At 58.7% G+C, this 21,668-nt stretch carries 20 protein-coding genes; 17 read left to right on the top strand and 3 right to left on the bottom strand.

The window, feature by feature from the left end:
- Positions 1-147 precede the first annotated feature (147 nt).
- Positions 148-1,512 carry a metalloprotease PmbA gene (gene pmbA, locus ACFPM8_RS11245; protein WP_378997633.1) on the bottom strand — a complete coding sequence of 455 codons (1,365 nt, stop codon included), beginning with the start codon at positions 1,510-1,512 and terminating at the stop codon, positions 148-150.
- 75 nt (positions 1,513-1,587) lie between these two features.
- Here pmbA and yjgA point away from each other — a divergent pair, with 75 nt between their 5' ends.
- Positions 1,588-2,202: a ribosome biogenesis factor YjgA gene (yjgA, locus tag ACFPM8_RS11240; protein WP_378997632.1), complete on the top strand. Its 615-nt coding sequence runs from the start codon at positions 1,588-1,590 to the stop codon at positions 2,200-2,202.
- Positions 2,177-2,809 carry a molybdopterin adenylyltransferase gene (gene mog / locus ACFPM8_RS11235; protein ID WP_378997631.1) on the top strand — a complete coding sequence of 211 codons (633 nt, stop codon included), beginning with the start codon at positions 2,177-2,179 and terminating at the stop codon, positions 2,807-2,809. Before yjgA ends, mog begins: the two co-directional genes overlap by 26 nt.
- A gap of 245 nt (positions 2,810-3,054) precedes the next feature.
- Here mog and ACFPM8_RS11230 read toward each other — a convergent pair whose 3' ends face one another.
- On the bottom strand, positions 3,055-3,327 hold the full coding sequence (locus tag ACFPM8_RS11230; RefSeq protein WP_378997630.1) for a hypothetical protein: 273 nt from the start codon (positions 3,325-3,327) through the stop codon (positions 3,055-3,057).
- A gap of 472 nt (positions 3,328-3,799) precedes the next feature.
- Between ACFPM8_RS11230 and ACFPM8_RS11225 the strand changes: the two genes are divergently transcribed.
- Both ACFPM8_RS11225 and ACFPM8_RS11220 read left to right on the top strand, forming a co-directional pair.
- Positions 3,800-4,468 (top strand): alpha/beta hydrolase, encoded by a 669-nt coding sequence (locus ACFPM8_RS11225; RefSeq protein ID WP_378997629.1) that lies wholly within the window; start codon positions 3,800-3,802, stop codon positions 4,466-4,468.
- Positions 4,469-4,548: 80 nt separating this feature from the next.
- Complete coding sequence (locus ACFPM8_RS11220; protein WP_378997628.1) at positions 4,549-5,916, top strand: MFS transporter; 1,368 nt, start codon at positions 4,549-4,551, stop codon at positions 5,914-5,916.
- On the opposite strand, the gene ACFPM8_RS11215 is transcribed toward ACFPM8_RS11220, so the two are convergent.
- Positions 5,895-6,092 (bottom strand): heavy-metal-associated domain-containing protein, encoded by a 198-nt coding sequence (locus ACFPM8_RS11215; protein WP_378997627.1) that lies wholly within the window; start codon positions 6,090-6,092, stop codon positions 5,895-5,897. The genes ACFPM8_RS11220 and ACFPM8_RS11215 overlap by 22 nt on opposite strands.
- A gap of 211 nt (positions 6,093-6,303) precedes the next feature.
- On the opposite strand from ACFPM8_RS11215, the gene ACFPM8_RS11210 reads away from it, so the two are divergent.
- From ACFPM8_RS11210 to ACFPM8_RS11150, 13 genes are all read left to right on the top strand, one after another.
- Complete coding sequence (locus ACFPM8_RS11210; RefSeq protein ID WP_378997626.1) at positions 6,304-8,574, top strand: heavy metal translocating P-type ATPase; 2,271 nt, start codon at positions 6,304-6,306, stop codon at positions 8,572-8,574.
- Between the two features lie 4 nt (positions 8,575-8,578).
- Positions 8,579-8,998: a Cu(I)-responsive transcriptional regulator gene (gene cueR / locus ACFPM8_RS11205; protein ID WP_378997713.1), complete on the top strand. Its 420-nt coding sequence runs from the start codon at positions 8,579-8,581 to the stop codon at positions 8,996-8,998.
- A gap of 10 nt (positions 8,999-9,008) precedes the next feature.
- On the top strand, positions 9,009-9,401 hold the full coding sequence (locus ACFPM8_RS11200; protein ID WP_378997625.1) for a hypothetical protein: 393 nt from the start codon (positions 9,009-9,011) through the stop codon (positions 9,399-9,401).
- A 135-nt stretch (positions 9,402-9,536) separates the two neighbouring features.
- A complete protein-coding gene (locus ACFPM8_RS11195; RefSeq protein WP_378997624.1) occupies positions 9,537-10,292 on the top strand; it encodes a TolC family protein in 756 nt (251 codons plus the stop codon).
- 752 nt (positions 10,293-11,044) lie between these two features.
- The gene (locus ACFPM8_RS11190) at positions 11,045-11,434 is read left to right on the top strand and encodes a hypothetical protein (protein ID WP_378997623.1); all 390 of its coding nucleotides are present in this window, start codon (positions 11,045-11,047) and stop codon (positions 11,432-11,434) included.
- Between the two features lie 9 nt (positions 11,435-11,443).
- On the top strand, positions 11,444-12,853 hold the full coding sequence (locus tag ACFPM8_RS11185) for a TolC family protein (RefSeq protein ID WP_378997622.1): 1,410 nt from the start codon (positions 11,444-11,446) through the stop codon (positions 12,851-12,853).
- 27 nt (positions 12,854-12,880) lie between these two features.
- Positions 12,881-14,275 (top strand): multicopper oxidase family protein, encoded by a 1,395-nt coding sequence (locus ACFPM8_RS11180; RefSeq protein ID WP_378997621.1) that lies wholly within the window; start codon positions 12,881-12,883, stop codon positions 14,273-14,275.
- A gap of 72 nt (positions 14,276-14,347) precedes the next feature.
- Complete coding sequence (locus ACFPM8_RS11175) at positions 14,348-14,830, top strand: cupredoxin domain-containing protein (RefSeq protein WP_378997620.1); 483 nt, start codon at positions 14,348-14,350, stop codon at positions 14,828-14,830.
- 232 nt (positions 14,831-15,062) lie between these two features.
- Positions 15,063-15,551 (top strand): hemerythrin domain-containing protein, encoded by a 489-nt coding sequence (locus tag ACFPM8_RS11170; protein WP_378997619.1) that lies wholly within the window; start codon positions 15,063-15,065, stop codon positions 15,549-15,551.
- 166 nt (positions 15,552-15,717) lie between these two features.
- Positions 15,718-16,614 (top strand): LysR family transcriptional regulator, encoded by an 897-nt coding sequence (locus tag ACFPM8_RS11165; RefSeq protein WP_378997618.1) that lies wholly within the window; start codon positions 15,718-15,720, stop codon positions 16,612-16,614.
- A gap of 200 nt (positions 16,615-16,814) precedes the next feature.
- A complete protein-coding gene (locus ACFPM8_RS11160) occupies positions 16,815-17,399 on the top strand; it encodes a class I SAM-dependent methyltransferase (protein WP_378997617.1) in 585 nt (194 codons plus the stop codon).
- A 50-nt stretch (positions 17,400-17,449) separates the two neighbouring features.
- Positions 17,450-18,421: an extracellular solute-binding protein gene (locus ACFPM8_RS11155; protein ID WP_378997616.1), complete on the top strand. Its 972-nt coding sequence runs from the start codon at positions 17,450-17,452 to the stop codon at positions 18,419-18,421.
- A gap of 70 nt (positions 18,422-18,491) precedes the next feature.
- A complete protein-coding gene (locus ACFPM8_RS11150) occupies positions 18,492-21,662 on the top strand; it encodes an efflux RND transporter permease subunit (protein ID WP_378997615.1) in 3,171 nt (1,056 codons plus the stop codon).
- Positions 21,663-21,668 lie beyond the last annotated feature (6 nt).

Raw genomic sequence — 21,668 nt, 5'->3', positions numbered from 1 at the left:
TCGGCTGTACCATTGCACCCACTAAAAACGAGAGATAGGGCGGATGAGCGCAGCGTTATCCGCCGTTGGATGTGCGAAGGAATGTAAAACGGCGGATAACGCTACGCTCATCCGCCCTACCCATAGATACGATGAAAACTGGCCTGCTTAATTGCCCGCCACCGTCATGCTCTCGATCAAAATCGAACCAGTCTGCTTGGTGCCGCGAATCAGCGTATCGGCGCCTATCGCCACGATCTGCGCCAGCATCTCCTTCATGTTGCCGGCAATCGTGATTTCCTCGACCGGGTATTGGATTACGCCTTTTTCGACCCAGTAGCCGGACGCGCCGCGCGAATAATCGCCGGTCACGTAATTCACCCCCTGCCCCATCAGCTCGGTGACCAGCAAGCCGGTATCGAGTTTCTTCAACATCGCCTTGAAATTGTCCGAAGATTTGGTCAGCGACGAGGTCAGCGACAGATTGTGCGAACCGCCGGCGTTGCCGGTGGTTTTCATGCCCAGTTTGCGGGCCGAATAAGTCGACAGGAAATAACCTTGCACCACGCCGTCCTTGACCACTTCGCGGCGCTGGGTCTTGACGCCTTCTTCATCGAACGGGGCCGAGCCGACCGCGCCGATCACGTGCGGATCTTCGACGATCTGGATATGCGCAGGGAACACCGACTTGCCCAGCGTATCCAGCAAGAACGTCGATTTGCGGTACAGCGCGCCGCCCGACACGGCTTGCACAAAAGCCCCCAGCAGACCGGCTGCCAGCTGCGCTTCAAACAGCACTGGGCATTTGCGGGTATCGAGCTGGCGTGCATTCAAGCGTGCCAGCGCGCGTTCCGCGGCATAGCGGCCGACCGCTTCCGGCTGCGCCAGTTGCTTTGGATCGCGCATCGACGAATACCAGTCGTCGCGCTGCATATTGCCGCCGCGGCCGGCAATCGGCGCAACCGAAATGGTATGCCGCGAGAACGGATAGCCGCCCATGAAACCGCGCGAGTTGGCGCTGACAAAATGCGATTGCTGGGCGTAGACGCCCGCACCCTCGCTGTTGGTGATCCGCTTGTCGACCGCGAAGGCCGCCGCTTCGCAGCGCTTGGCCAACTCGACCGCCTCTTCCGCCGAGATCAGCCACGGCGAACACAGTTGCAGGTCCAGCGGGTGCATTTCGAGCGTGTCGGCATCGGGCAAGCCGGCGCAATCGTCCTCTGATGTAAAACGGGCAATGTTATACGCCGCCTCGACCGTATCTTTCAGTGCCTTGGCCGAAAAGTCCGAGGTGCTGGCGTTGCCGCGCCGGGTGTGGCCCTCGTCGCCCAAGTAGACGGTGACGCCCATGCCCTTGTCTTTGTTTTGCTCGATGGTTTCGACGCTGCCCTTGCGCACGGCGACCGACAGGCCGCTGCCCTCGCTGATTTCGACCGAGGCGCCGGACGCGCCCAGGTCCCGGGCAAAACGCAATACGTCCTGTGCAAGCTGCTGCAACTGGTCCTGGCTATGGATAAATACGGAGTCGCTCATAGTTGGTTTTCTTTGATTGGCGGATAAAACGGTTATGATAGCAGTCGTTTACAGAATGGTTTCACCCTTAATATCATGCCAAATCCCAATCGGGGCTCCTGCGGCTTCCAGTCCAGCGAGTTCGAACAAGAATACGACCGTCCCTCCAAATCCCAATTGAAGCGCGAAATGACCGCCCTGCAGAAGCTCGGCGAAGAGTTGATCGCCGAATCGCGCGACCGCGTCAAGCGGGTGCCAATGCCGGAAGATGTGCGCGACGCCATCCTTGAGTGCCAACAAATCAAGGATCACGAAGGACGCCGCCGCCAGACCCAATACGTCGGCAAAAAGATGCGCACGCTGGAACCTCACGAAATCGCCGAAATCCAGAAAACCCTGGACAGCTGGAGAGGCTTGTCGAAAGCCGACACCGCCGCCATGCACGCGCTGGAACGGCATCGCGACCGCCTGCTGAAGAACGATGCGGCATTGACCGAGCTGCTGTCCCAGCACCCGGAACTGGATGTGCAGCACACCCGCACGCTGATCCGCAATGCCCGCAAGGAACAGGCCGAGAACAAACCGCCGAAGGCGTATCGCGAGATTTTCCAGCTGTTGAAACAGTTGCAAAAGCCGTCAGCCGAGCATGACGACGCCGATCACCACGATGACGAAGACGAGCACGATGAACGGGACCACGACGAATCCTGAGTCAGCGCCAGGCCAATTGAAAATCGGCCTGGTCTCGATCTCCGACCGCGCCAGCAGCGGCGTCTACCAGGATCAAGGCATCCCCGCCTTGCAGGACTGGTTCACCGCCGCCCTAAGCAGCCCGTGGCAAGTCGAAACCCGCCTGATTGCAGATGAACGACCGCTGATCGAACAAACCCTGATCGAACTGGTGGATCAACAGCGCTGCGATCTGGTGCTGACCACCGGCGGCACCGGCCCGGCGCGGCGCGACGTGACGCCGGAAGCGACGCTGGCGGTCGGCACCAGGGAAATGCCCGGTTTCGGCGAGCAAATGCGCCAGATCAGCCTGCAGTTCGTCCCCACCGCGATCCTGTCGCGCCAAGTGGCCGTGATCCGCGAAATCGCCGATCACGCAGCGCTGATCCTGAACCTGCCGGGCCAGCCGAAATCGATCAAGGAAACGCTGGAAGGTTTGAAAGATGCCGACGGCAAGCAATTGGTGTCCGGCATCTTTGCCGCGGTGCCTTATTGCATCGACCTGATCGGCGGCCCGTATGTGGAAACCAACGAGGCCGTGTGCAAGGCCTTCAGGCCGAAGTCGGCACTGAAATCAAAAGCTGTCTGAACTTGATGACCCGCCGGACTACTGTAGGGCGGATGAGCGCAGCGTTATCCGCCGCTTCACCTTGGTAGACGTACCGAATACAGGTGGTGCATCTAGTGTCCTGAGTTGTTAATTCATTGAATAATTAACAACTCAGGACACTAGCGGCGGATAACGCTTCGCTCATCCGCCCTACCGGCGTTGACCGTCAACGGTTAGTTGGGCGCTGTCTGGCGTTCAAGTCGCTCAGTTGATTAACACTGGCCTTAGTGGATCATGTTCCCGGCGCGCAGTATCCCAATTACGCCGACCATGATCCAGAACACATTCAAAACGCTATAAGCGTTATCCCGCTTAAGCACCGAACACCAGGACAACATGGTGGCGTCGACCGTATTGAAAATCCAGACGAATAAAAACGGACTGTCCGGCCCCAGCCAGCTGACCAGGCTAAAACTAAAAACACGCATCAGCACGCCCACCATTTCGATGGTGCGCATGTATTTGACGACGAATGCATTGATGATGCCGATGCTCATTAGATGAGATTCCTTGAAAGTAAGTCTCCTCTGCAAACCTACTGCGCGGTCCAATCTCGGGGCTGCGATGCTCGCCGTACCTCCGTACGGCTGTGCTTCTCGCCCCGACCTTGGGCCGCTCGCTACGGTTTTCAGAGGAGACTGCAAGCGTGGTAAAAAACGACGCCGATTATATCCACAACCTCGACCTCGAATGTGGTTAAGAATCTGTTTTAAAATCTGCAACCGTCTGTAGGGCGGATGAGCGCAGCGTTATCCGCCGATGGATGCGTCACAGACGCTTGATGCATCGAAAATGGCGGAAGAGTGAAGCAAGGGTTTCGGATGGCATGCCATCCGCCTGCTGAACGGTATCTGCCTGCCAGCGGATACGCACCCTGCAAGGGCTACGCTTTTCCGCCCTACCTGCTGAACTCTGGAATAATGCTGTCCTGACGCAAATCGTCCCCATCAACATTGATCTGAAAACACAATGACAACAAAACTGGAAACCATCCAAATCGAAACCGCCCCGAATCCGGCCGCAGCCGTCATCTGGATGCACGGCCTCGGTGCCGACGGTTCCGATTTCGTGCCTATCGTGGATCAACTGGATCTGCGCGGCTGCCCCGGCATCCGCTTTGTCTTCCCGAACGCGCCGGTGATGCCGGTGACCATCAACGGCGGCTACGTGATGCCGGCCTGGTACGACATCCGCAGCGGCGACTTGACTCAACGCGAGGATGAAGCCGGTTTGCGCAAGTCGCAGGCCGAGATTGAAGAACTGATCGCGCAAGAAATCGCGCGCGGCATCCCGGCCGATAAAATCGTGCTCGCCGGGTTTTCGCAAGGCTGCGCGATGGTGTTGCAGACCGGCTTGCGCCATCCGGCGAAGCTGGCCGGCATGATGTGCCTGTCCGGCTACCTGCCGCTGCACGACAAGACCGACGCCGAACGCCACGCCGCCAACCAGCAGACACCGATTTTCCAGGCGCACGGACGCGCAGATCCGGTGGTGCCGGTGCTCCGCGCCGAACAATCGCGCGACTTGCTGCAGCAACTCGGCTATCAGGTCGAATGGCGCGAATACATGATGCAGCACTCGGTATGCGCGGAAGAAGTGGCGGATATCGGCAGCTGGCTGCGGCGCGTGTTGGGCTAAAACAAAGAAATAAGCAGTCCAGGAACGGCCCGCAACCCATGCGGGCCGTTTTTAATTGCCGACAACAACTCAAGGAAAACATGCGGAACGGGGTAAAACACCGTCTGGATAACATGGGGCGGCCGTTTCGCGCCCTCTTGATCAGCGATGCGCTGATGTTGCTGGCCCAGATGGTCGGCTACGTCGTGCTGCCGTGGTGGATCGCGCATCAAGGCGGCGCCCGCGACCTGGCGCTGTACGGCATGGTGCTGTCGGTCGCAGCCTTTATAGCAATGCCGCTGTGGTCGCCGTTTGGCGATCGGATCCCGAAGCGCACGCAGATCGCTGTCGGCCTGGCGGCCCGTGCCTCCATCGCACTGCTGGTCGCCATACTCGCCAGCTGCGGTCACTACAACATTGTCCTGTTAATCGCTGCGGGAATCGTGACCACCGTGAGCGACACCATCATCACCCCAGCCTCCTCCACCATTGCCGCAGAATTAATCCCGGCAGAGAAGTTGTCGGACGCTTTAAGCCTTCAAAAAACCGCGCAGGCTGCCGGTCGCATTGCCGGACCGGCTTTGGGCGGCGGCATGTTGGCAGCCGCCGGCACGCCGGCCGCCTTGTGGCTGTCTTGCGCATTGCTGATGCTGGCGGCGATGCTGGCGACCCGCATTCCGCCGCCGTCCGCGGCTGTCTTGAAAACCTCGGGTGCGGCGCACTGGTGGTTCGATCTGAAAGCAGGCCTGGCGGTGAAGTGGCAGGTCCCGCTGGAGCGCGGCTGGACTCTGGTAAATTTCATTACGTGGATATTCATGGGGCCCGCGCTCACCATGCTGATTCCGTTGAAGGTGCAAGCGCTGGGTTTGTCAGGCGCATGGCTGGGGGCCTGCGAGGCCGCGCTATCGCTGGGCATGTTGGGCGGCGCCTTGTGGGGCGCCGGATTTCTGGCTAAAACCTTCGGCCGTTACCAGGTCAGAGTCGGCGCCGGGGTGATCCAGGGACTGGCGTTGACACTGGCCGGTTTCACGCAATGGCCGCTGGTGTTGATGGCTGCCTTCCTGTGTGCCGGGATGGCGAACTCGGCGGTGGTCCTGATTGGTCTGACCCATCGGACGCTGGCGATACCCAGGGATTTTCGGGTACGCATCACCGCAGTCAATATCATGAGCACGCTGGTTGCCGGTGCGCTGGGACCGGCTGCGGCCGGGGCGGCATTGACCCATTGGAGCGTCAGCCACGTGTATATCGCCTTTGGCCTGGCGTCGACGGTGTGCGCCACCGGCTTCGTGCTGGTGCCGCGTTTTCGTGAATTCTTCAGTCTGGATCATGAGCAGGTCAAGGACTGGTATCAACTCCAGTATCCGCAGGTATTCCCGGCAGCTGCGGCACAGGGCGAGCATGGACTTGATCGCCCTGCCCTGTCCGCGGCATCAAGCAAAACCTCTCAGGCCGGCAGCGGCGTATAGCCGGCCTCCCTGATTGCCTCGGCCAATGTGGCGATACCAACTTTACTGTCGATCAACACTTTCCTCTGTTCGATCCTGACATCGACTTTTGCGCCGCTGTCGACGTCGTTGATGGCCTTGGTAATGCGGCTCGCGCAATGGCCGCAAGTCATATCCTGCACAGCGAATTCAATCATCGTCGTTACTCCGTTGGTTGTTGGAATCGCCAATATCAAGCTTCCCACCATGGCAAGGTCAAGTTAAAATTCACGCTTGACCTTGCCATGGTGGGAAGGTCCATTATCTATTCGGGTACCTCTAAAAACCTACTGCGCAGCCCCGAAATTGGGCTGCGCAGTAGGTTTTTAGAGGTGCCCATTCACCAACATCCCTGAGCGGAACTTAATCATGAGCAACGCGAGTACAGCCAACACCGAATTCCAATTGCAAATCGAAGGCATGAGCTGCGCGTCGTGCGTCGGCCGGGTTGAAAAAGCCTTGCAAAAGGTCCCCGGCGTGCAAGCCGTGTCGGTCAACCTGGCGACTGAAAAAGCCACTCTCACCACAAGCGGCGCGGTAGCCGCAGAACAGTTGCTGGCGGCGGTGGCGGCAGCGGGTTATGTCGCCGCGCTGCCGGCCGTCGATCCGCAACCGACAAGCCCATCCGCCGGCAAAGTGCCGAGCTGGTGGCCGGTCGCCGCCTCGGCACTGCTGACGCTGCCGTTGATCCTGCCGATGCTGCTGATGCTGTTCGGCGGCGACTGGCAACTCCCCGGCTGGTGGCAATTGGCGCTGGCAACGCCGGTGCAGTTCTGGCTTGGCGGCCGCTTCTATCGAGCCGGCTGGCGCGCGCTGAAGGCGGGCGCCGGCAATATGGACTTGCTGGTGGCACTCGGCACCAGCGCCGCTTACGGCCTGTCGCTATTTCAATTGCTGACGCAGGACATGCACGCGATGGCGCATCTTTATTTCGAGGCGTCGGCGGCGGTCATCACGCTGGTGCTGCTCGGCAAATGGCTGGAAACCCGCGCCAAGCGCCAGACCGCCGATGCCATCCGGGCCCTGCATGCGCTGCAGCCGGAACGCGCGACGGTGCGGCGCGACGGGGTTGACCGCGAACTTGCCATCAGTGCGCTGCAAGTGGATGACCTGGTGGTGGTACGTGCCGGCGAGCGCATCGCGGTGGATGGCGTGGTGCTGGAAGGACAAAGCCACGTCGACGAATCCTTGCTGACCGGCGAGAGCCTGCCGCTGCCGAAACAGCCTAACGATCACGTGACTGCCGGCGCCATCAATGGCGAAGGTTTGCTGCTGGTCAGCACCACCGCGGTCGGCGCCGAAACCACCCTGGCCCGGATTATCCGCATGGTGGAACACGCGCAAGCAGCCAAGGCGCCGATCCAGCGCCTGGTCGATCGGGTCAGCGCGGTATTCGTGCCGGTGGTGCTGCTGATCGCGCTGCTGACGCTGCTCGGCTGGGGCCTGTTCAGCGGCGATTGGCAGCAAGCCCTGCTCAATGCGGTGGCGGTGATGGTGATTGCCTGTCCTTGCGCGCTGGGGTTGGCGACGCCGACCGCGATCATGGCCGGCACCGGGATCGCCGCCCGCTACGGCATCCTGATCAAAGATGCCGAAGCATTGGAGTTGGCGCACCGCATCAGCGTGGTCGCTTTCGACAAGACCGGCACCTTGACCGTCGGCCATCCGACGCTGGTGGCCTGGCAGCCGAGCAGCGACGAACAATCCGCTGCCGACGATTTATTGACTCTAGCGGCAGCGGTGCAGCACAACAGCGAACATCCGCTGGCGCGCGCCGTGATCGCCGCCGCCGCGCAGAAAAATCTACACTATCCGGCCGCATCCAATGTGCAAACGGTGGCCGGTCGCGGCATACAAGCTAGAGTCGGCGATCAGGCTTGTTACCTTGGCAGCTCGCGCTGGATGCGCGAACTGGGCGTCGATACCAGCGCGCTGGAAACGCGCGCGGCGGCGCTGGAAGGCGCAGGCCGCACGGTCTCCTGGCTGGCCGGCGAACTGGACGGCCAGCGCACGGTGCGCGGCTTGCTGGCCTTTGGCGATGCGCTCAAGCCGTCGGCCAAAGCCGCGATTGAACAGCTACAACGGCAAGCGATCCGGGTGGTCATGCTAAGCGGCGACAATTGGGGCAGCGTCGGTGCGGTCGGCAAGCAATTGGGCATTGCGGAAATACATGCGGCGATCCTGCCCGCCGACAAAGCCAGGGTCATCGCCGATTTGAAAAAGAACGGCGCGGTGGTGGCGATGGTCGGCGACGGCATCAACGACGCGCCGGCGCTGGCCGCCGCCGACGTCGGCATTGCGATGTCGACCGGCACCGATGTCGCGCTGCAAGCCGCCGGCATCACGCTGATGCGCGGCGATCCGGCGCTGGTGGCGGACGCGATTGCGATCTCGCGCCGCACTTATCGCAAGATCCGGCAAAACCTGTTCTGGGCATTTATCTTTAACGTGGTCGGCATTCCGCTGGCGGCGCTGGGCTACCTGAATCCGGTACTGGCCGGGGCGGCGATGGCTTTCAGCAGCCTCAGCGTGGTCAGCAATGCCTTGCTGCTGCGACGCTGGCGACCGGCGTCCGGCGCAGCCGCCACCACTGGCAAGACCGTGACCGTATCTGCGATGGAGTCCGCACATGCACACTGAAGCCATGAATATCGGCGATGCCGCGCTAGCCTCCGGCGTCTCGGCCAAGATGATCCGGCATTACGAAGAAATCGGCCTGATCCCGAAAGCGGCCCGCACCGATGCCGGTTATCGCACCTATGCCGAGCGCGATATCCATTTGCTGCGCTTCATCCGGCAAGGCCGGCTGCTGGGATTTTCGATGAAGCAGATTGCCGAACTGATCGGGCTCTGGCTCGATCAATCGCGCTCCAGCAGCAAGGTCAAGCAACTGGCGCTGAGCCATATCCGCGAGCTGGACGACAAGATCAACGAATTGCAAGCAATGAAGGCGACGCTGGAGCGGCTGGCGCACGATTGCCACGGCGATGCGCGGCCTGAATGCCCGATCCTGGAAGGCTTGGGAGGCGGGACTTGCTCCGGTCCAAACCATAGTCAATGCTAAAATCGCGCTCATGTTTCCGATAAGCCGCCTGAAAAACCTGTTGATTTTATTGCTGGCGCTGGCACTCCCGTTACAGGGATATGCAGCGGCGGCAATGGTTTTTTGCGCCTCGTCGGAAACCGCAGAGACCAGCGCCTCTTCCACGCCGCACCACCATGCGGATCAGCAAGTTCAGCTGTCGGATCACTCCGCAACCCATGCCAAGCATGACGCCGCCTCGCACGGCAAAACTTCCAGCTCCTGCAGTTCCTGCGCCGCCTGCTGCATCGGCATGATGCCGGTGTCGACCACGGTCGCCGCCAAGTTGCCGGCATTGAGCGCGCACTACACCCGCCTGAGGCTTTCGGGTTTTGTCGGCTATACGCCGGAAAATCCGGAACGGCCGCCCTCCTCCCTCGTGTAATTCCTTGTCGCGTAGCTTGCCGCTTTTCAAGAGTGGCAAGCCTGATTGCATCGCAATATGATGGGCAATTCCGTCGTGCGCATTTTTGCGCCGGCGTTGGAGGCCATTGCATTGCCTCACATCCACGAGGTTTTCATGTCTATTTTTATGCGCAGGCGCGTGCTGCCTGCCATGTTGCTGGTGACACTGGCCGGTTGCGCCAGCTTCAGCGACGACCACGGCTTTGGCCAGGTGCGCGATATCGCGCAACAGCGGCTGGGGAAAGAAGTCAGCTGGACGCACACCGAAGCGGAACGGGTTGAACTGCAGCAAACCATAGATCAACTGCTGCAAAAGCCGCTGTCGGTCGATGATGCGGTCCAGGTCGCCCTGCTCAATAATCGCAGTCTGCAAGCCGAATACGAAGAGTTGGGGATAGCCGAAGCCAACCTGGTGCAAGCCGGTCGTCTGGCCAATCCCGGTTTCAGTTTCAGCCATACCCGCGACGGCGGAGATATCAAGATCGAGCGCAGTTTTTCGCTGGCCATCATGCAGCTGTTGACGCTGCCGGTGAGCGCCAAAATCGAGCAACGGCAGTTTCAGCACACCAAATTGACGGTCGCCAACCAGGTATTGCAAGTGGCTGCCGCGACCCGCAACGCGTATTACCAAAGCGTCGCCGCCAACCAAAGCATCGGCTATCAGGAACAGGTCGAGAGCGCCGCCTCGGCCGGCAGCGAACTGGCGACCAAAATGGCAAAAGCGGGCAATTTCAACCAACTTCTTGCTATATCCCTACTCATTAAAATCAATGTGTATTCGAGCCAACTTGAGCATTGCGATTGGCACCGACATCATTGCCAGCTTAACTCGCATCCATTCAATGAACGATTTCACCTTATTTCCTCTTAGGATTGAAATAAAGCAGCCGCGACAGCGGAATATATGTCGATTCATTTGTACTTTGGCATAACCATGCCGTGGAGTTGTGGCATTGATCACTCTCCTAATGATCCATAATCCGAGTTGCGATACCTGCATTGTTAGCCTTTTATTTTTGACCTATACTCACGCCCATGTCTCGCATCCTAAAAATCGCAATATTGTGGCTTTTGGTCTTTGCTCTGCCTATGCAAGGCTTCGCATCTTCCGGAATGCTTGACTGCGGGATAGCGCATCATCACCTTATGTCCAACTCTTCAATGCATGAGGAGGACAGCGTGAGTTTTGATCAGGAAAGCCAGATTCATCATCATGAGGTATTGTCGCCAAACGATGACCATCAAGATGTCGCTGATTCTTCCCACACCTCATCGGGAAAAGCGTCTACAGACAGTTCTCACCATCACGGTGCGACCAAATGCAGTGCGTGTGCGTCTTGCTGTCTGAGTGCGGCAATCAGTCCCCCTGTAATCCTTGATCCGATTGCACCGCTCCAAACCGGTTTGGAGTCAAACTCCCATCTAGTTGTCCAATTCACCGCGCACTTTCCGGACGGCCTCGAACGGCCTCCACATTCCCTCGTCATTTAAATTTCAGAATTGAACTGTCGACCTCAGGCTATCGCCGCCTGCCGTCGCACATTGTAGGTTCTGCATTCGCATGAGCTGTGCACTTGCGTGCGCATCTTGCATTTCATTCGATTTTGAAGCATCGAGGACATCATGATTCCCTCCCCCCATACGAGGCGCGCGATCTGTGCCGCCATTGTATTAACTCCGTTCGCGGTTAATGCGCAACCCGCTACAGAAGATCCACAAAATCCGCAAGCGGTTGTTTCTAGCGCGCCCTACAAATCTGTCTTTTCTGATTACAAAAGCTATCAAGATCCTGAATTGCAATCATGGCGGAAGTCCAACGCCGACATCGGTCAGCCCAATGCTATGACCGACACCAGCATGGGAAACATGAAGGGCATGACTGAAAAAAACATGGGGGACATGAAGGCGAACAGCACCACTGCCCCAGAAAAAAAGCCAACAACTCCATCCAGTCATGCGCCGCACTCCATGCCGCATGCGACGCCAAGTCAAAACGGCTTGCAAAAGCCTTAAGAAGCGACCATGCCATTATTTTCTGTCACTCTTCGCCCGATCGCACTCGCAGCTTCAGTCTTGTTCCTGGCCGGCTGTGCTTCATTTTCACAAGACGGCGGCTTCTCGTCGGTACAGTCATTGACGAAAGAGCGTATTGGTCAAGACGTCAAATGGATCAAGTCTGAAGACGATGCCGCAAGCGTTGCCAATACGATAGAACCACTTCTTGCCAAACCTCTCACCGTTGATGACGCGGTCAAGATTGCGCTGCTCAATAACAAGGGACTACAGGCCGATTATGGCGAGTTGGGTATCGCCGAAGCCAACCTGGTGCAGGCCGGACGTATCGCCAATCCATCCTTTTCGTTCGGCCGCCTGCGCCGTGGCGATGATATCGAAATTGACCGTTCGCTGATGCTGCCGGTCATGAGTCTGTTGACTATGCCGTTCGCCAGCAAGATTGAGCGCCGCCGTTTCGAACAGGCGCAATTCCGCGCCGCCGGCGACGCACTGACTGTTGCCGATGAAACGCGTCATGCCTATTTCTCTGCCGTTGCAGCACAAGAAACCGTCAAATACATGGAGCAAGTCAAAGTGTCGGCCGAAGCCGGCGCCGAGCTGGCGCGCAAAATGGCGGCGGTCGGTAACTGGAACAAGCTGGAGCAGGCGCGCGAGCAATCGTTTTATGCCGATGTCACTGTGCAGCTGGCGCGGGCGGCGCAGACACAAGTAGCAGAACGCGAAAAGCTGACGCGTCTGCTCGGACTATGGGGGAAGCGTACCGCATTTCAGCTACCGGATCGTCTGCCCGATCTTCCGAAAGCGCCAGAAGACATTGCCGATGTCGAGGTGCAAGCCATGCAAAACAGGCTCGACATCATGATGGCCAAGCGCGAATTGTCCGGCCTGGCGACATCGTTGGGGCTAACCAAGACCACGCGGTTTATCAACATTCTCGACGTTGGCCTAATGCACAACAACTACAACCAGAGTCCATCGCGCGAAAACGGCTATTCGATCCAGCTTGAAATCCCATTGTTCGATTGGGGCAGCGCCCGAGTGGCGAAAGCGGAAGCGCTGTATATGCAGGCGGTGAACCGCTCCGCAGAAATGGCCATCACCGCGCGCTCGGATGTGCGCGAAGCATATGCCCGTTATCGCAGCTCCTATGACATCGCCAGACATTATCGCGATGAAATCGTCCCCCTCAAAAAGCGGATCTTCGACGAACAAATGCTGCGTTACAACGGCATGTTGATCGGCGTTTTCACGTTACTGGCCGACGCCCGTGCGCAGGTCGTGAGCGTCAACGGCTCGATCGAGGCGCTGCGCGATTACTGGATCGCCGACTCGGCATTAAAGATGGCGCAGACCGGCCGTTCATCCTCAAGCATCAGTAGCAAAGCCGGCGCTTCTGCCGCCGCTTCTACTGATTAATCAACGAATAAGCAAAGGATAGTCACCATGGTGTCACGTAGAGATTTTATTAGCGGCGCGAGTGCGATTGCTGTTGGCGCAGGCTTGGTCAGCCGGGTCGGCGCTGCATCGCTTCCTGAAGCCGTTACGATGGATGGTGCGGCAACCCAGCCGCCGCTTTCGCCGCCAAACGGGCGGCCGTATAACCCGGTGGTCACTCTCAATAGCTGGACCTTGCCTTGGCGAATGAAAAACGGTGTCAAGGAATTCCATCTGGTAGCCGAGCCGGTGGTGCGCGAAATTGCACCGGGCATGAAAGCTCACTTATGGGGCTATAACGGTCAGTCGCCAGGGCCGACCATTGAGGTCGTAGAAGGTGACCGGGTACGGATGTTTGTCACTAATAAATTGCCAGAAATCACCAGCATTCATTGGCATGGGCAAAGGCTGCCTAATGGCATGGATGGCGTAACCGGCCTGACACAACCAGGCATCCAGCCGGGTAAAACCTTCGTTTATGAATTCATTGCGAAGCGGCCCGGCACGTTCATGTATCACCCGCACGCCGATGAAATGACGCAAATGGCGATGGGCATGATGGGGTTCTGGATCACGCATCCGAAAGATCCTAGTCAGCATCGAGTCGATCGCGATTTCTGCTTCCTGCTCAATGCGTACGACATCGATCCGGGCAGCTACACGCCGAAAACCAACACGATGCTCGACTTTAACCTATGGACGTTCAACAGCCGTGTGTTTCCAGGTATTGACCCGATGGTGTGCGGCCAGAACGACCGAGTTCGCATCCGCGTCGGCAACCTGACCATGACCAGCCATCCGATTCATTTGCATGGGCATGAGTTTGTCGTGACCGGTACCGATGGTGGCTGGACGCCACCGGGATCGCGCTGGCCGGAAGTGACCACCGATATCGCCGTCGGTCAAATGCGTGCCATCGAATTCGATGCCACTGATCTCGGCGACTGGGCATTTCATTGCCATAAGTCCCATCACACAATGAATGCGATGGGCCATGAGGTGCCCACCATGATTGGCGTAGATCAGAGCGATGTGCTTAACAAAATCAACCAGCTGGTCCCCGACTACATGGTTATGGGAGACAAAGGCGGTTCTATGGGTGAAATGGAAATGCCGCTGCCGGACAACACCTTGCCGATGATGACCGGTGCCGGCCCATTTGGCGGTATTGAAATGGGCGGCATGTTTACCATGGTGAAGGTACGTAAAGGTCTCGCCAGCAACGATTACAAAGATCCGGGCTGGTACAAACACCCTCCTGGCACGCTGGCCTACGAATGGAAAGGCGATGATGCCGCCATGCCGGTTGCCACTCAGGCACCAGACGCCAAACGCATGGCTGCCAAACCAGGCGAAAAAGTCCTGAAAGTGATCAAAAGAGGAGGTTCACACAGCGATCATTAATTGAATTTTTATCAGCTTTAATTTGTTTTCCAAGCAAGACGACGTTTAATTTTCAACCAAAAGGATCGTTTTATGAAATCTATTTTCATTGCCTCAACCCTGGTTTTATCCTTATCCGCCAATGCCTTCGCGCACGGCGATGACAATTATCAGGCGGCCGCTCAAACACATCAAGGACGCGCCACAGAAATGGGCAAGCCGGGCGATGCCGACAAAGTATCGCGGACGACGGAAATTGATTTGGCCGACACGATGCGTTTCACGCCATCGACCATCTCGATCAAACGCGGCGAAACCGTCAAGTTCATCGTCAAAAACTCCGGCAAGATCAAACATGAAATGGTGATTGGCTCGATGCAAGAACTCAAAGAACATGCAGCGCTGATGTTGAAATTTCCGGAAATGGAACATTCTGATCCAAATCAAGTATCGGTTGATCCAGGCCAAACCGGAGAATTAATTTGGCAGTTCAGCAAAGCCGGCACGTTTGACTTCGCCTGCTTGCAGCCGGGGCACTTCGAGGCCGGCATGCGCGGAAAAATCATCGTTAAATAATGCTTATTATTAAAAAAACTGAAAAGGAATTCTCATGAAAGCACGCTCTATTTTATTTGCAACACTCCTGTTAACCGCGCATTCCAGAACAGGATAGCGCCCATGCTTTTCGAGATGCCTCTGCTACTTACGTTCTCCAGCTGGCACGGCTATTCGAACCGTCCAGGAATTACTCGGCCATGTCCGCTCCTGGCAACACTTTTGAAGCAATGCATGAAAGATGAAGAGGCTAGTGAACTGTTACAGTTCACTAGCGCAGTGGCTGCCTATTTGCAGGGCTTATAAGCTGTCGCGGATTGAACGTCGAAGGAGTTCACGCCAATGCAATGCGGTACGTTTTATCCTGGACGAACACGAGCAGTTGTCGGCAGTGATGCACGGCATGCTGCATTTCGTGCGTCAGATCGATAAAGGAGAGCAGGCGCTGGTACGAGAATTGGAGTACGCGCTCATCCGCTACGAACTGGAGGGCAGCCCTGCATTCCCGGGGTTGCGCGATCTGGTGGAGACGTACGCCAGATTCTATTTCAACCACGTGCATCTGGAAGAGAAAGTGATTTTTCCCGCCGCGCAGCGCCTGTTGACGCCAGAGGATTGGGCCGTGATCGACGCGGCATTCACGGTCAATCAGGATCCGTTTGCCAGCGCCGACCTCAAGAACAACCTCCACAAGCTCATTTTGCTGATTGTGACCGTCATGCCCAGCCAGATTGAGCCATAGACTGCGGCCATTCAACCGACGGCAGTCAACCGCCTCCCCCGGGAATCGCAGAGAAATCAGCAATTGTTTCCTTGCGGCATTACAATTGAGCTCTCATCTGAACAATCAGGGCTTGAGAGAGGCAGCAATAATCGTCTGAGCACAAATTACCTACTCCGAGGAAGTGATGAACCAGCTGGCGCAAATCACATCGATGGCTATTTTCGCAAAAGTCGTGGATACCATGAGTTATACCGAAGCGGCGCGCGCGATCGGCGTGTCCAAGTCGGCCGTGAGCAAGGAGCTTGCCCGTCTTGAAGCGGTGCTGGGGGTCAGCTTGCTAAAGCGCACGACTCGCAAGATCGAAGTCACCGATGTCGGCCATACGTACTATAAATACTGCGCGCGCATGCTGACGGAGGTTCAAAGCGCCGATGCCTTCATGGACAAATATCACGCCGACCCGGTCGGCAATCTGCGTGTCGTCTCGCCGGTAACATTTGGCAATCGCGTCATTGTTCCCTTGCTGAATCAATTCGCCGCGAAATATGTCAATGTGCAGGTTGAGCTCGAATTGACTGATCGGCAAATCGATCCGGAAGAGGCGAATATCGACGTTGCGATTTTCATCAATCGCGTAAAACCGGAGCCCGGGCTCGGACGGACCTTGATGGAAATCGAATGGGGGCTGTTTGCATCGCCAGCGTATCTGGAACGCCATCCGGCCATTTCCGACCCGGATCAGCTTGGGCGCCATCTATTCTTGCTGTTTCGCGGCTCGGCGCACACGACAGTTGTGGCGATGCGCAAACATAAGCGGGAAGTAGAGGTGCGCGTGCGCTGCATCATGCGCTCGAATAACAGTGTCGCCCTGTTGAACGGGGCGCTCGATGACCTTGGCGTAGCCTACCTGCCCCGCTATGTGGCGCGTGAAGCGGTCGAGGAAAAAACGCTCATCCCCATTTTTCCAGATTGGACTTTCGAGAAACGCTTTGCCTATGTCGCCTACCGCGAGGATGCGCTCGTGCCGCCGCGGGTGCTGTCCTTCGTCCAGTATCTGACGGAAAATTTTGAACAGACATAGAAAGTCAGATCATGCCGGGTGTTTCCGCATTCCCGCGCATTAGCAGCGAACCGGAAACAATCCACGCCTTGCGTCATCCCGCCACAGCGATGTAGTACTCTGCAGTCCGACAGCTTCTCTCGTGCGCAAGCCAACATCGGGAAAGCGATGGCCTGCCGCCCGGTCTTGCGCCAACAGATAACTTTCTAACGGAACGCTTCATGGATCAGAAAACGCTTGCCGCCTATGACATGCGGGCGACGGCCTTTGCAGATGACTGGCACGACCAGCCTGTACCGGACGACATGCACCGCACGGTGCTGGAACATTTTTTAACGGGCAGGACTGCCGACATAGGCTGCGGTAGCGGTCGCGATGTCGCATGGCTCGCGACGCGCGGCTTCGACGTGATCGGCTACGACCCGTCCGAAGGCCTGCTGGCGGAGGCGCGGCGGCGTTACCCCTTGCTCCAGTTCGCCAGCGCCGCCCTGCCGGAGCTCGCCAACATCAGCGACGGCAGCTTTGCCAACGTACTCTGCGAAACGGTCATCATGCATCTGCCGCGCGCCGATCTTGGCCTCGCACTGCAGTCGTTGCTGCGCATCCTTGCACCGGGCGGGACGCTCTATCTGAGCTGGCGCGTGACTGCCGGGAGCGGCGAGCGCGACAAGCATGGCCGACTGTATACCGCGATCGATGCCGACCAAGTGATGCAACACTTGCGCAGCGCCGAGCTTCTGTTCAATGAGCAAAGCAGCAGCGCTTCGTCCGGAAAAACCACGTACCGCCTGGTGCTGCGCAAATAGGATTCTGCGCTTGCTTCCGCCTCCACTTTGATGCTCACCCTCATTCCACGATGATACGAATCTCTCGCAGGCTCCTTGAGTGCTGTCTGGTGCTGTGCGGCGCCATCGCAGCATGCGACGCCTCGGCCTTGAACGTCTATAGTGTCGGCCCCGCAAATCTGATCCGGCGCCTTGCCGATGACTTCCGCCAGCAGACTGGCATTCCGGTCACGGTTTATCAAGGGGATACGGGACAGGTATTGCAGCGCCTGCAGCAAGAATCCGCGGATCCGCAAGCGGATGTGGTCATCATCGGCTCGTGGCGCAGCGCCGCCGAGCTGAGCGCCAAGGGCGCGCTGCTGCCGAACCGGCCAGCCGGGTCCGAGCATATCCCGGCGCAATATCGCACGCCGACCTACGTTGCGCAAGGACTCGCGACGCTGGCAATTGTCTGGCGCGTCGACAGTGGCACGCCGCGCCCCCAGGACTGGTCGGACCTGGTCGCGCCGGCGTTTCTTGACCGCATCGCCACGGTCGATCCGGCAAATTCCGGTTCATCGCTCGACCTCATCGCCGCATGGGAGGCCAATAGCGGATCCGAGGTGTGGGACCTGTTAAAAAAACTAAAACAGAATGGCATGGTGAGCGCCGGCTCGAACGCACAGGCGATGGCGACCGTGATACGCGGCGACAAGGCGGCGCTGTTCGCCGTCGCCGATCATACGGCTCTGGAAGACAAGGCAGGCGGTGCGCCTATCGAAGTGATTTTTCCGAAGAGCGGCACGATCGCCACGGCCCGTCCCGTCATGATTCTGAAGACGACGAAAGCGCCTGACGATGCGAAACGCTTTGTTGACTTCTTGCTGTCCCCGGCGGGGCAACGGCGCGCGGCGGCGCAATACATTATTCCCGCACGCGACGATGTCGCGCCGATCCGCCCACCGCTCGATGCGATCAAGTTGCTGCCGACGCCAGCCGACGGAGCGGAAAAACCAGGACGAGCAGCATTGCTGAAGCGCTTTTCGGAGCTTTTCACTCGCTGATGCCGCACTGGCCGACTGCCGGAAAAACACGGCAATCGGCTTATTTTCAACACCATCGAGAAATAGCTTCATGTGGATTGTCAAGCATGCACTAAAGCGGCCGTACACCTTTATCGTGATGGCGCTCATGATTCTCCTGGCAGCGCCGTTTGCGCTGCGGACGATGCCGACCGACGTTCTGCCCGAAATCGACATTCCGGTAATCAGCATCATCTGGACCTACAATGGCTTATCAGCGCCCGAGATGGCCAATCGCATCACATCGGTCAACGAGCGCACGTTGACGGTCGTGGTCAACAACGTCCAGCATATCGAGTCGCAGTCCCTGGCGGGCATTGCGGTAATCAAGCTATTCCTGCAGCCTGGCGCGGATATCCGCTCCGCCATCGCGCAGACGGTCTCGACCGAACAATCGCAACTGCGCTTCATGCCGCCCGGCGCCGCGCCGCCCATCATCATCAGCTATTCCGCCTCGAGCATCCCGGCGATACAGCTCGGCGTGTCGAGTCCCCTGATGTCGGAGCAGGCCTTGAACGACGTCGCCAGCAACTTCCTGCGTCCGCAATTGATTACGATTCCCGGCGCGGTGGTGCCGTTCGCGTACGGCGGCAAACAGCGCGTGATTTCCGTCGACCTTGACACAAGATCCCTGCTGTCAAAAGGCTTGACCCCGAACGACGTCGTCAACGCGGTAAATGCGCAGAACCTGATTTTGCCGAGCGGCACCGCGAAAATCGGCGCGACCGAATTCGCCATCGACACGAACGCGTCGCCGGACACGATCGACGGACTCAACAGCATTCCGGTGCGGACGGTCAATGGCGCCACGACGTATTTGCGGGAAGTCGCGCACGTGCGTGACGGCTTCACGCCGCAAACCAACGTCGTTCGGCTGGATGGCCAGCGCGGCGTGCTGCTGTCGGTCCTGAAGAACGGCGACGCGTCGACATTATCGATCGTCAATGCCATCAAGGCGCTGGTGCCTCATGCGCGGCAATCGCTGCCGCAGGACCTGAAGATCCTGCCGCTGTTCGATCAGTCAGTGTTCGTCAAGGCCGCGGTGCAAGGCGTGATCCGGGAAGCGTTGATCGCCGCCTTGCTGACGGCGTCAATGATTCTGCTGTTCCTCGGCAACTGGCGCAGCACCGTCATCATCACCATCTCTATTCCTCTGTCGATCCTGTCCTCCCTGCTCGCGCTACATGCGCTGGGAGCGACGCTCAACCTCATGACGCTCGGCGGCCTTGCGCTCGCGGTCGGCATCCTGGTCGATGATGCGACGGTGACGATCGAGAACATCGAGCGGCACCTGCATCTGGGCAGCAGCCTGTACGATGCGATCCTCGACGGTGCCAGCGAAATAGCCGTCCCGGCGCTGGTGTCGACCCTGTGCATCTGTATCGTGTTCGTGCCGATGTTCTTCCTGACCGGCGTGGCGCGCTACCTGTTCGTGCCTTTGGCTGAGGCGGTCCTGTTTGCGATGATCGCTTCCTACATCCTGTCCCGTACGCTGGTGCCGACGCTGGCGCTGCTGTTGATGAAACACCGCAAAACGACCGGCCCGGTCAAGGCGCGGCCATCGCGTTTGGCCGTCGTTTATCAACGCTTCGACAGCGCGTTCGAGCGCTTGCGGGCCAACTACATCGTGCTGCTGGGGATTTTACTGGCGCGCCGGCGCTTCTATGCCGGGATGTTTCTCGGATTCTGCGTGCTCTCCGCCGGTCTCGTCCCTGCGCTCGGCACCGACTTTTTCCCGAGCGTCGATGCCGGCCAGATACGCCTGCACTTTCGGGCGCCCACGGGCCTGCGCATCGAAGAGACGGCGCGCCTGGCCGATGATGTCGAAAAAGTCGCCCGCCAGGTTATTCCGCCGCATGAGCTTGGACCGATTCTCGACAATCTCGGGCTGCCGTATAGCGGTATCAATCTGTCCTACAGCAATGCCGGCACGATTGGTACTTTCGACGGCGAAGTGCTCATCGCGCTGAACCCGGGGCATCTGCCCACGGCCGCTTACATCGACAGGCTGCGCGCCGTTTTGCCGGCACAGTTTCCCGGCGTCGAATTCTTCTTTCAGCCTGCCGATATCCTCACGCAGATATTGGACTTCGGCCAACCGGCAGCGATTGATGTGCAGATCGTCGGGGCGAATCAGGGCGCGAATTTTGCGACGGCGACCAAGCTGATGCAGCAGATCCGACGCATTCCCGGCACGGTCGACGTGCACATACAGCAGCGCCTGGACGAGCCGACGCTGACCTTGCGCATGGACCGCACGCGCCTGCAGCAATTGAATCTCAGCGCCCAGAACGTGGCGCAAAATCTTCTGGTCTCGCTGTCGGGCAGCTCTCAGACGGCCCCGGCGTTCTGGCTGAGTCCGCAGGGCGTCGAGTATCCGCTGACGGTGCAGACGCCGCAATACAACGTGGCGTCGATTGACGACATATTGCGCCTGCCCGTCTCGTCGGGCGGCAATACGGCTTCGCAACTGCTCGGCAATCTGGTTGAAGTCCAGCGCCATGCCAAACCGGCCGTGGTCTCGCACTACAACATCCGGCCCGTGATCGACCTGTACGTCAGCGTTGAAGGCAGCGATCTAGGCGCTGTCGCCGGCAAGGTCGAGCATCTGGTCGACGCCCTGCGTCCATCGTTGCCGCGCGGCGTCGATATCGCCGTGCGCGGCCAGGTCGACACCATGCATTCGTCGTATCTCGGACTTGGCACCGGCGTGGCGGTCGCAATCGTACTGGTCTATCTACTGATCGTCAGCAACTTCCAGTCCTGGGTCGACCCGCTCATCATCATCAGCGCGCTGCCGGCGGCGCTGGCGGGGATTGTCTGGATACTGTTCGTCACCCAGACGCACCTGAGCGTACCTGCACTGACCGGCGCGATCATGACGATCGGCGTGGCCACGGCCAACAGCATCCTGGTGGTGTCATTTGCGCGCCAACGGCTGGCAGCGGGCGCGACGCCGCTGGCAGCGGCCCTGGAGGCCGGCGCCACGCGTATCCGGCCGGTACTGATGACGGCCACCGCGATGATTATCGGCATGGTTCCGATGGCATTGGGCCTGGGAGAAGCCGCCGAACAAAACGCGCCGCTCGGCCGCGCCGTGATCGGCGGCCTGCTGTTCGCGACGGTGTCGACGCTGTTGTTCGTTCCCCTGGTGTTCGCCGGCGTGCACAGCCGACTCGCCCGCAGGCAGACCCCAGGCATGCCGGACGAGGAGGAGTCGTAGCGGTTG

The sequence above is a fragment of the Paraherbaspirillum soli genome, assembly GCF_042654985.1.
Lineage (GTDB): Bacteria > Pseudomonadota > Gammaproteobacteria > Burkholderiales > Burkholderiaceae_D > Paraherbaspirillum > Paraherbaspirillum soli.
This window is presented reverse-complemented; position numbering and strand designations above follow the sequence as displayed.

Coding starts and splice junctions, on each gene's coding strand:
- ACFPM8_RS11165 (WP_378997618.1), top strand. CDS start 15,718: ATGAACCAGCTGGCGCAAATCACATCGATGGCTATTTTCGCAAAAGTC.
- ACFPM8_RS11175 (WP_378997620.1), top strand. CDS start 14,348: ATGAAATCTATTTTCATTGCCTCAACCCTGGTTTTATCCTTATCCGCC.
- ACFPM8_RS11220 (WP_378997628.1), top strand. CDS start 4,549: ATGCGGAACGGGGTAAAACACCGTCTGGATAACATGGGGCGGCCGTTT.
- ACFPM8_RS11210 (WP_378997626.1), top strand. CDS start 6,304: ATGAGCAACGCGAGTACAGCCAACACCGAATTCCAATTGCAAATCGAA.
- ACFPM8_RS11195 (WP_378997624.1), top strand. CDS start 9,537: ATGTCTATTTTTATGCGCAGGCGCGTGCTGCCTGCCATGTTGCTGGTG.
- ACFPM8_RS11190 (WP_378997623.1), top strand. CDS start 11,045: ATGATTCCCTCCCCCCATACGAGGCGCGCGATCTGTGCCGCCATTGTA.
- ACFPM8_RS11150 (WP_378997615.1), top strand. CDS start 18,492: ATGTGGATTGTCAAGCATGCACTAAAGCGGCCGTACACCTTTATCGTG.
- cueR (WP_378997713.1), top strand. CDS start 8,579: ATGAATATCGGCGATGCCGCGCTAGCCTCCGGCGTCTCGGCCAAGATG.
- ACFPM8_RS11160 (WP_378997617.1), top strand. CDS start 16,815: ATGGATCAGAAAACGCTTGCCGCCTATGACATGCGGGCGACGGCCTTT.
- mog (WP_378997631.1), top strand. CDS start 2,177: ATGAACGGGACCACGACGAATCCTGAGTCAGCGCCAGGCCAATTGAAA.
- ACFPM8_RS11230 (WP_378997630.1), bottom strand. CDS start 3,327: ATGAGCATCGGCATCATCAATGCATTCGTCGTCAAATACATGCGCACC.
- ACFPM8_RS11180 (WP_378997621.1), top strand. CDS start 12,881: ATGGTGTCACGTAGAGATTTTATTAGCGGCGCGAGTGCGATTGCTGTT.
- yjgA (WP_378997632.1), top strand. CDS start 1,588: ATGCCAAATCCCAATCGGGGCTCCTGCGGCTTCCAGTCCAGCGAGTTC.
- ACFPM8_RS11215 (WP_378997627.1), bottom strand. CDS start 6,092: ATGATTGAATTCGCTGTGCAGGATATGACTTGCGGCCATTGCGCGAGC.
- ACFPM8_RS11200 (WP_378997625.1), top strand. CDS start 9,009: ATGTTTCCGATAAGCCGCCTGAAAAACCTGTTGATTTTATTGCTGGCG.
- ACFPM8_RS11185 (WP_378997622.1), top strand. CDS start 11,444: ATGCCATTATTTTCTGTCACTCTTCGCCCGATCGCACTCGCAGCTTCA.
- pmbA (WP_378997633.1), bottom strand. CDS start 1,512: ATGAGCGACTCCGTATTTATCCATAGCCAGGACCAGTTGCAGCAGCTT.
- ACFPM8_RS11155 (WP_378997616.1), top strand. CDS start 17,450: ATGATACGAATCTCTCGCAGGCTCCTTGAGTGCTGTCTGGTGCTGTGC.
- ACFPM8_RS11225 (WP_378997629.1), top strand. CDS start 3,800: ATGACAACAAAACTGGAAACCATCCAAATCGAAACCGCCCCGAATCCG.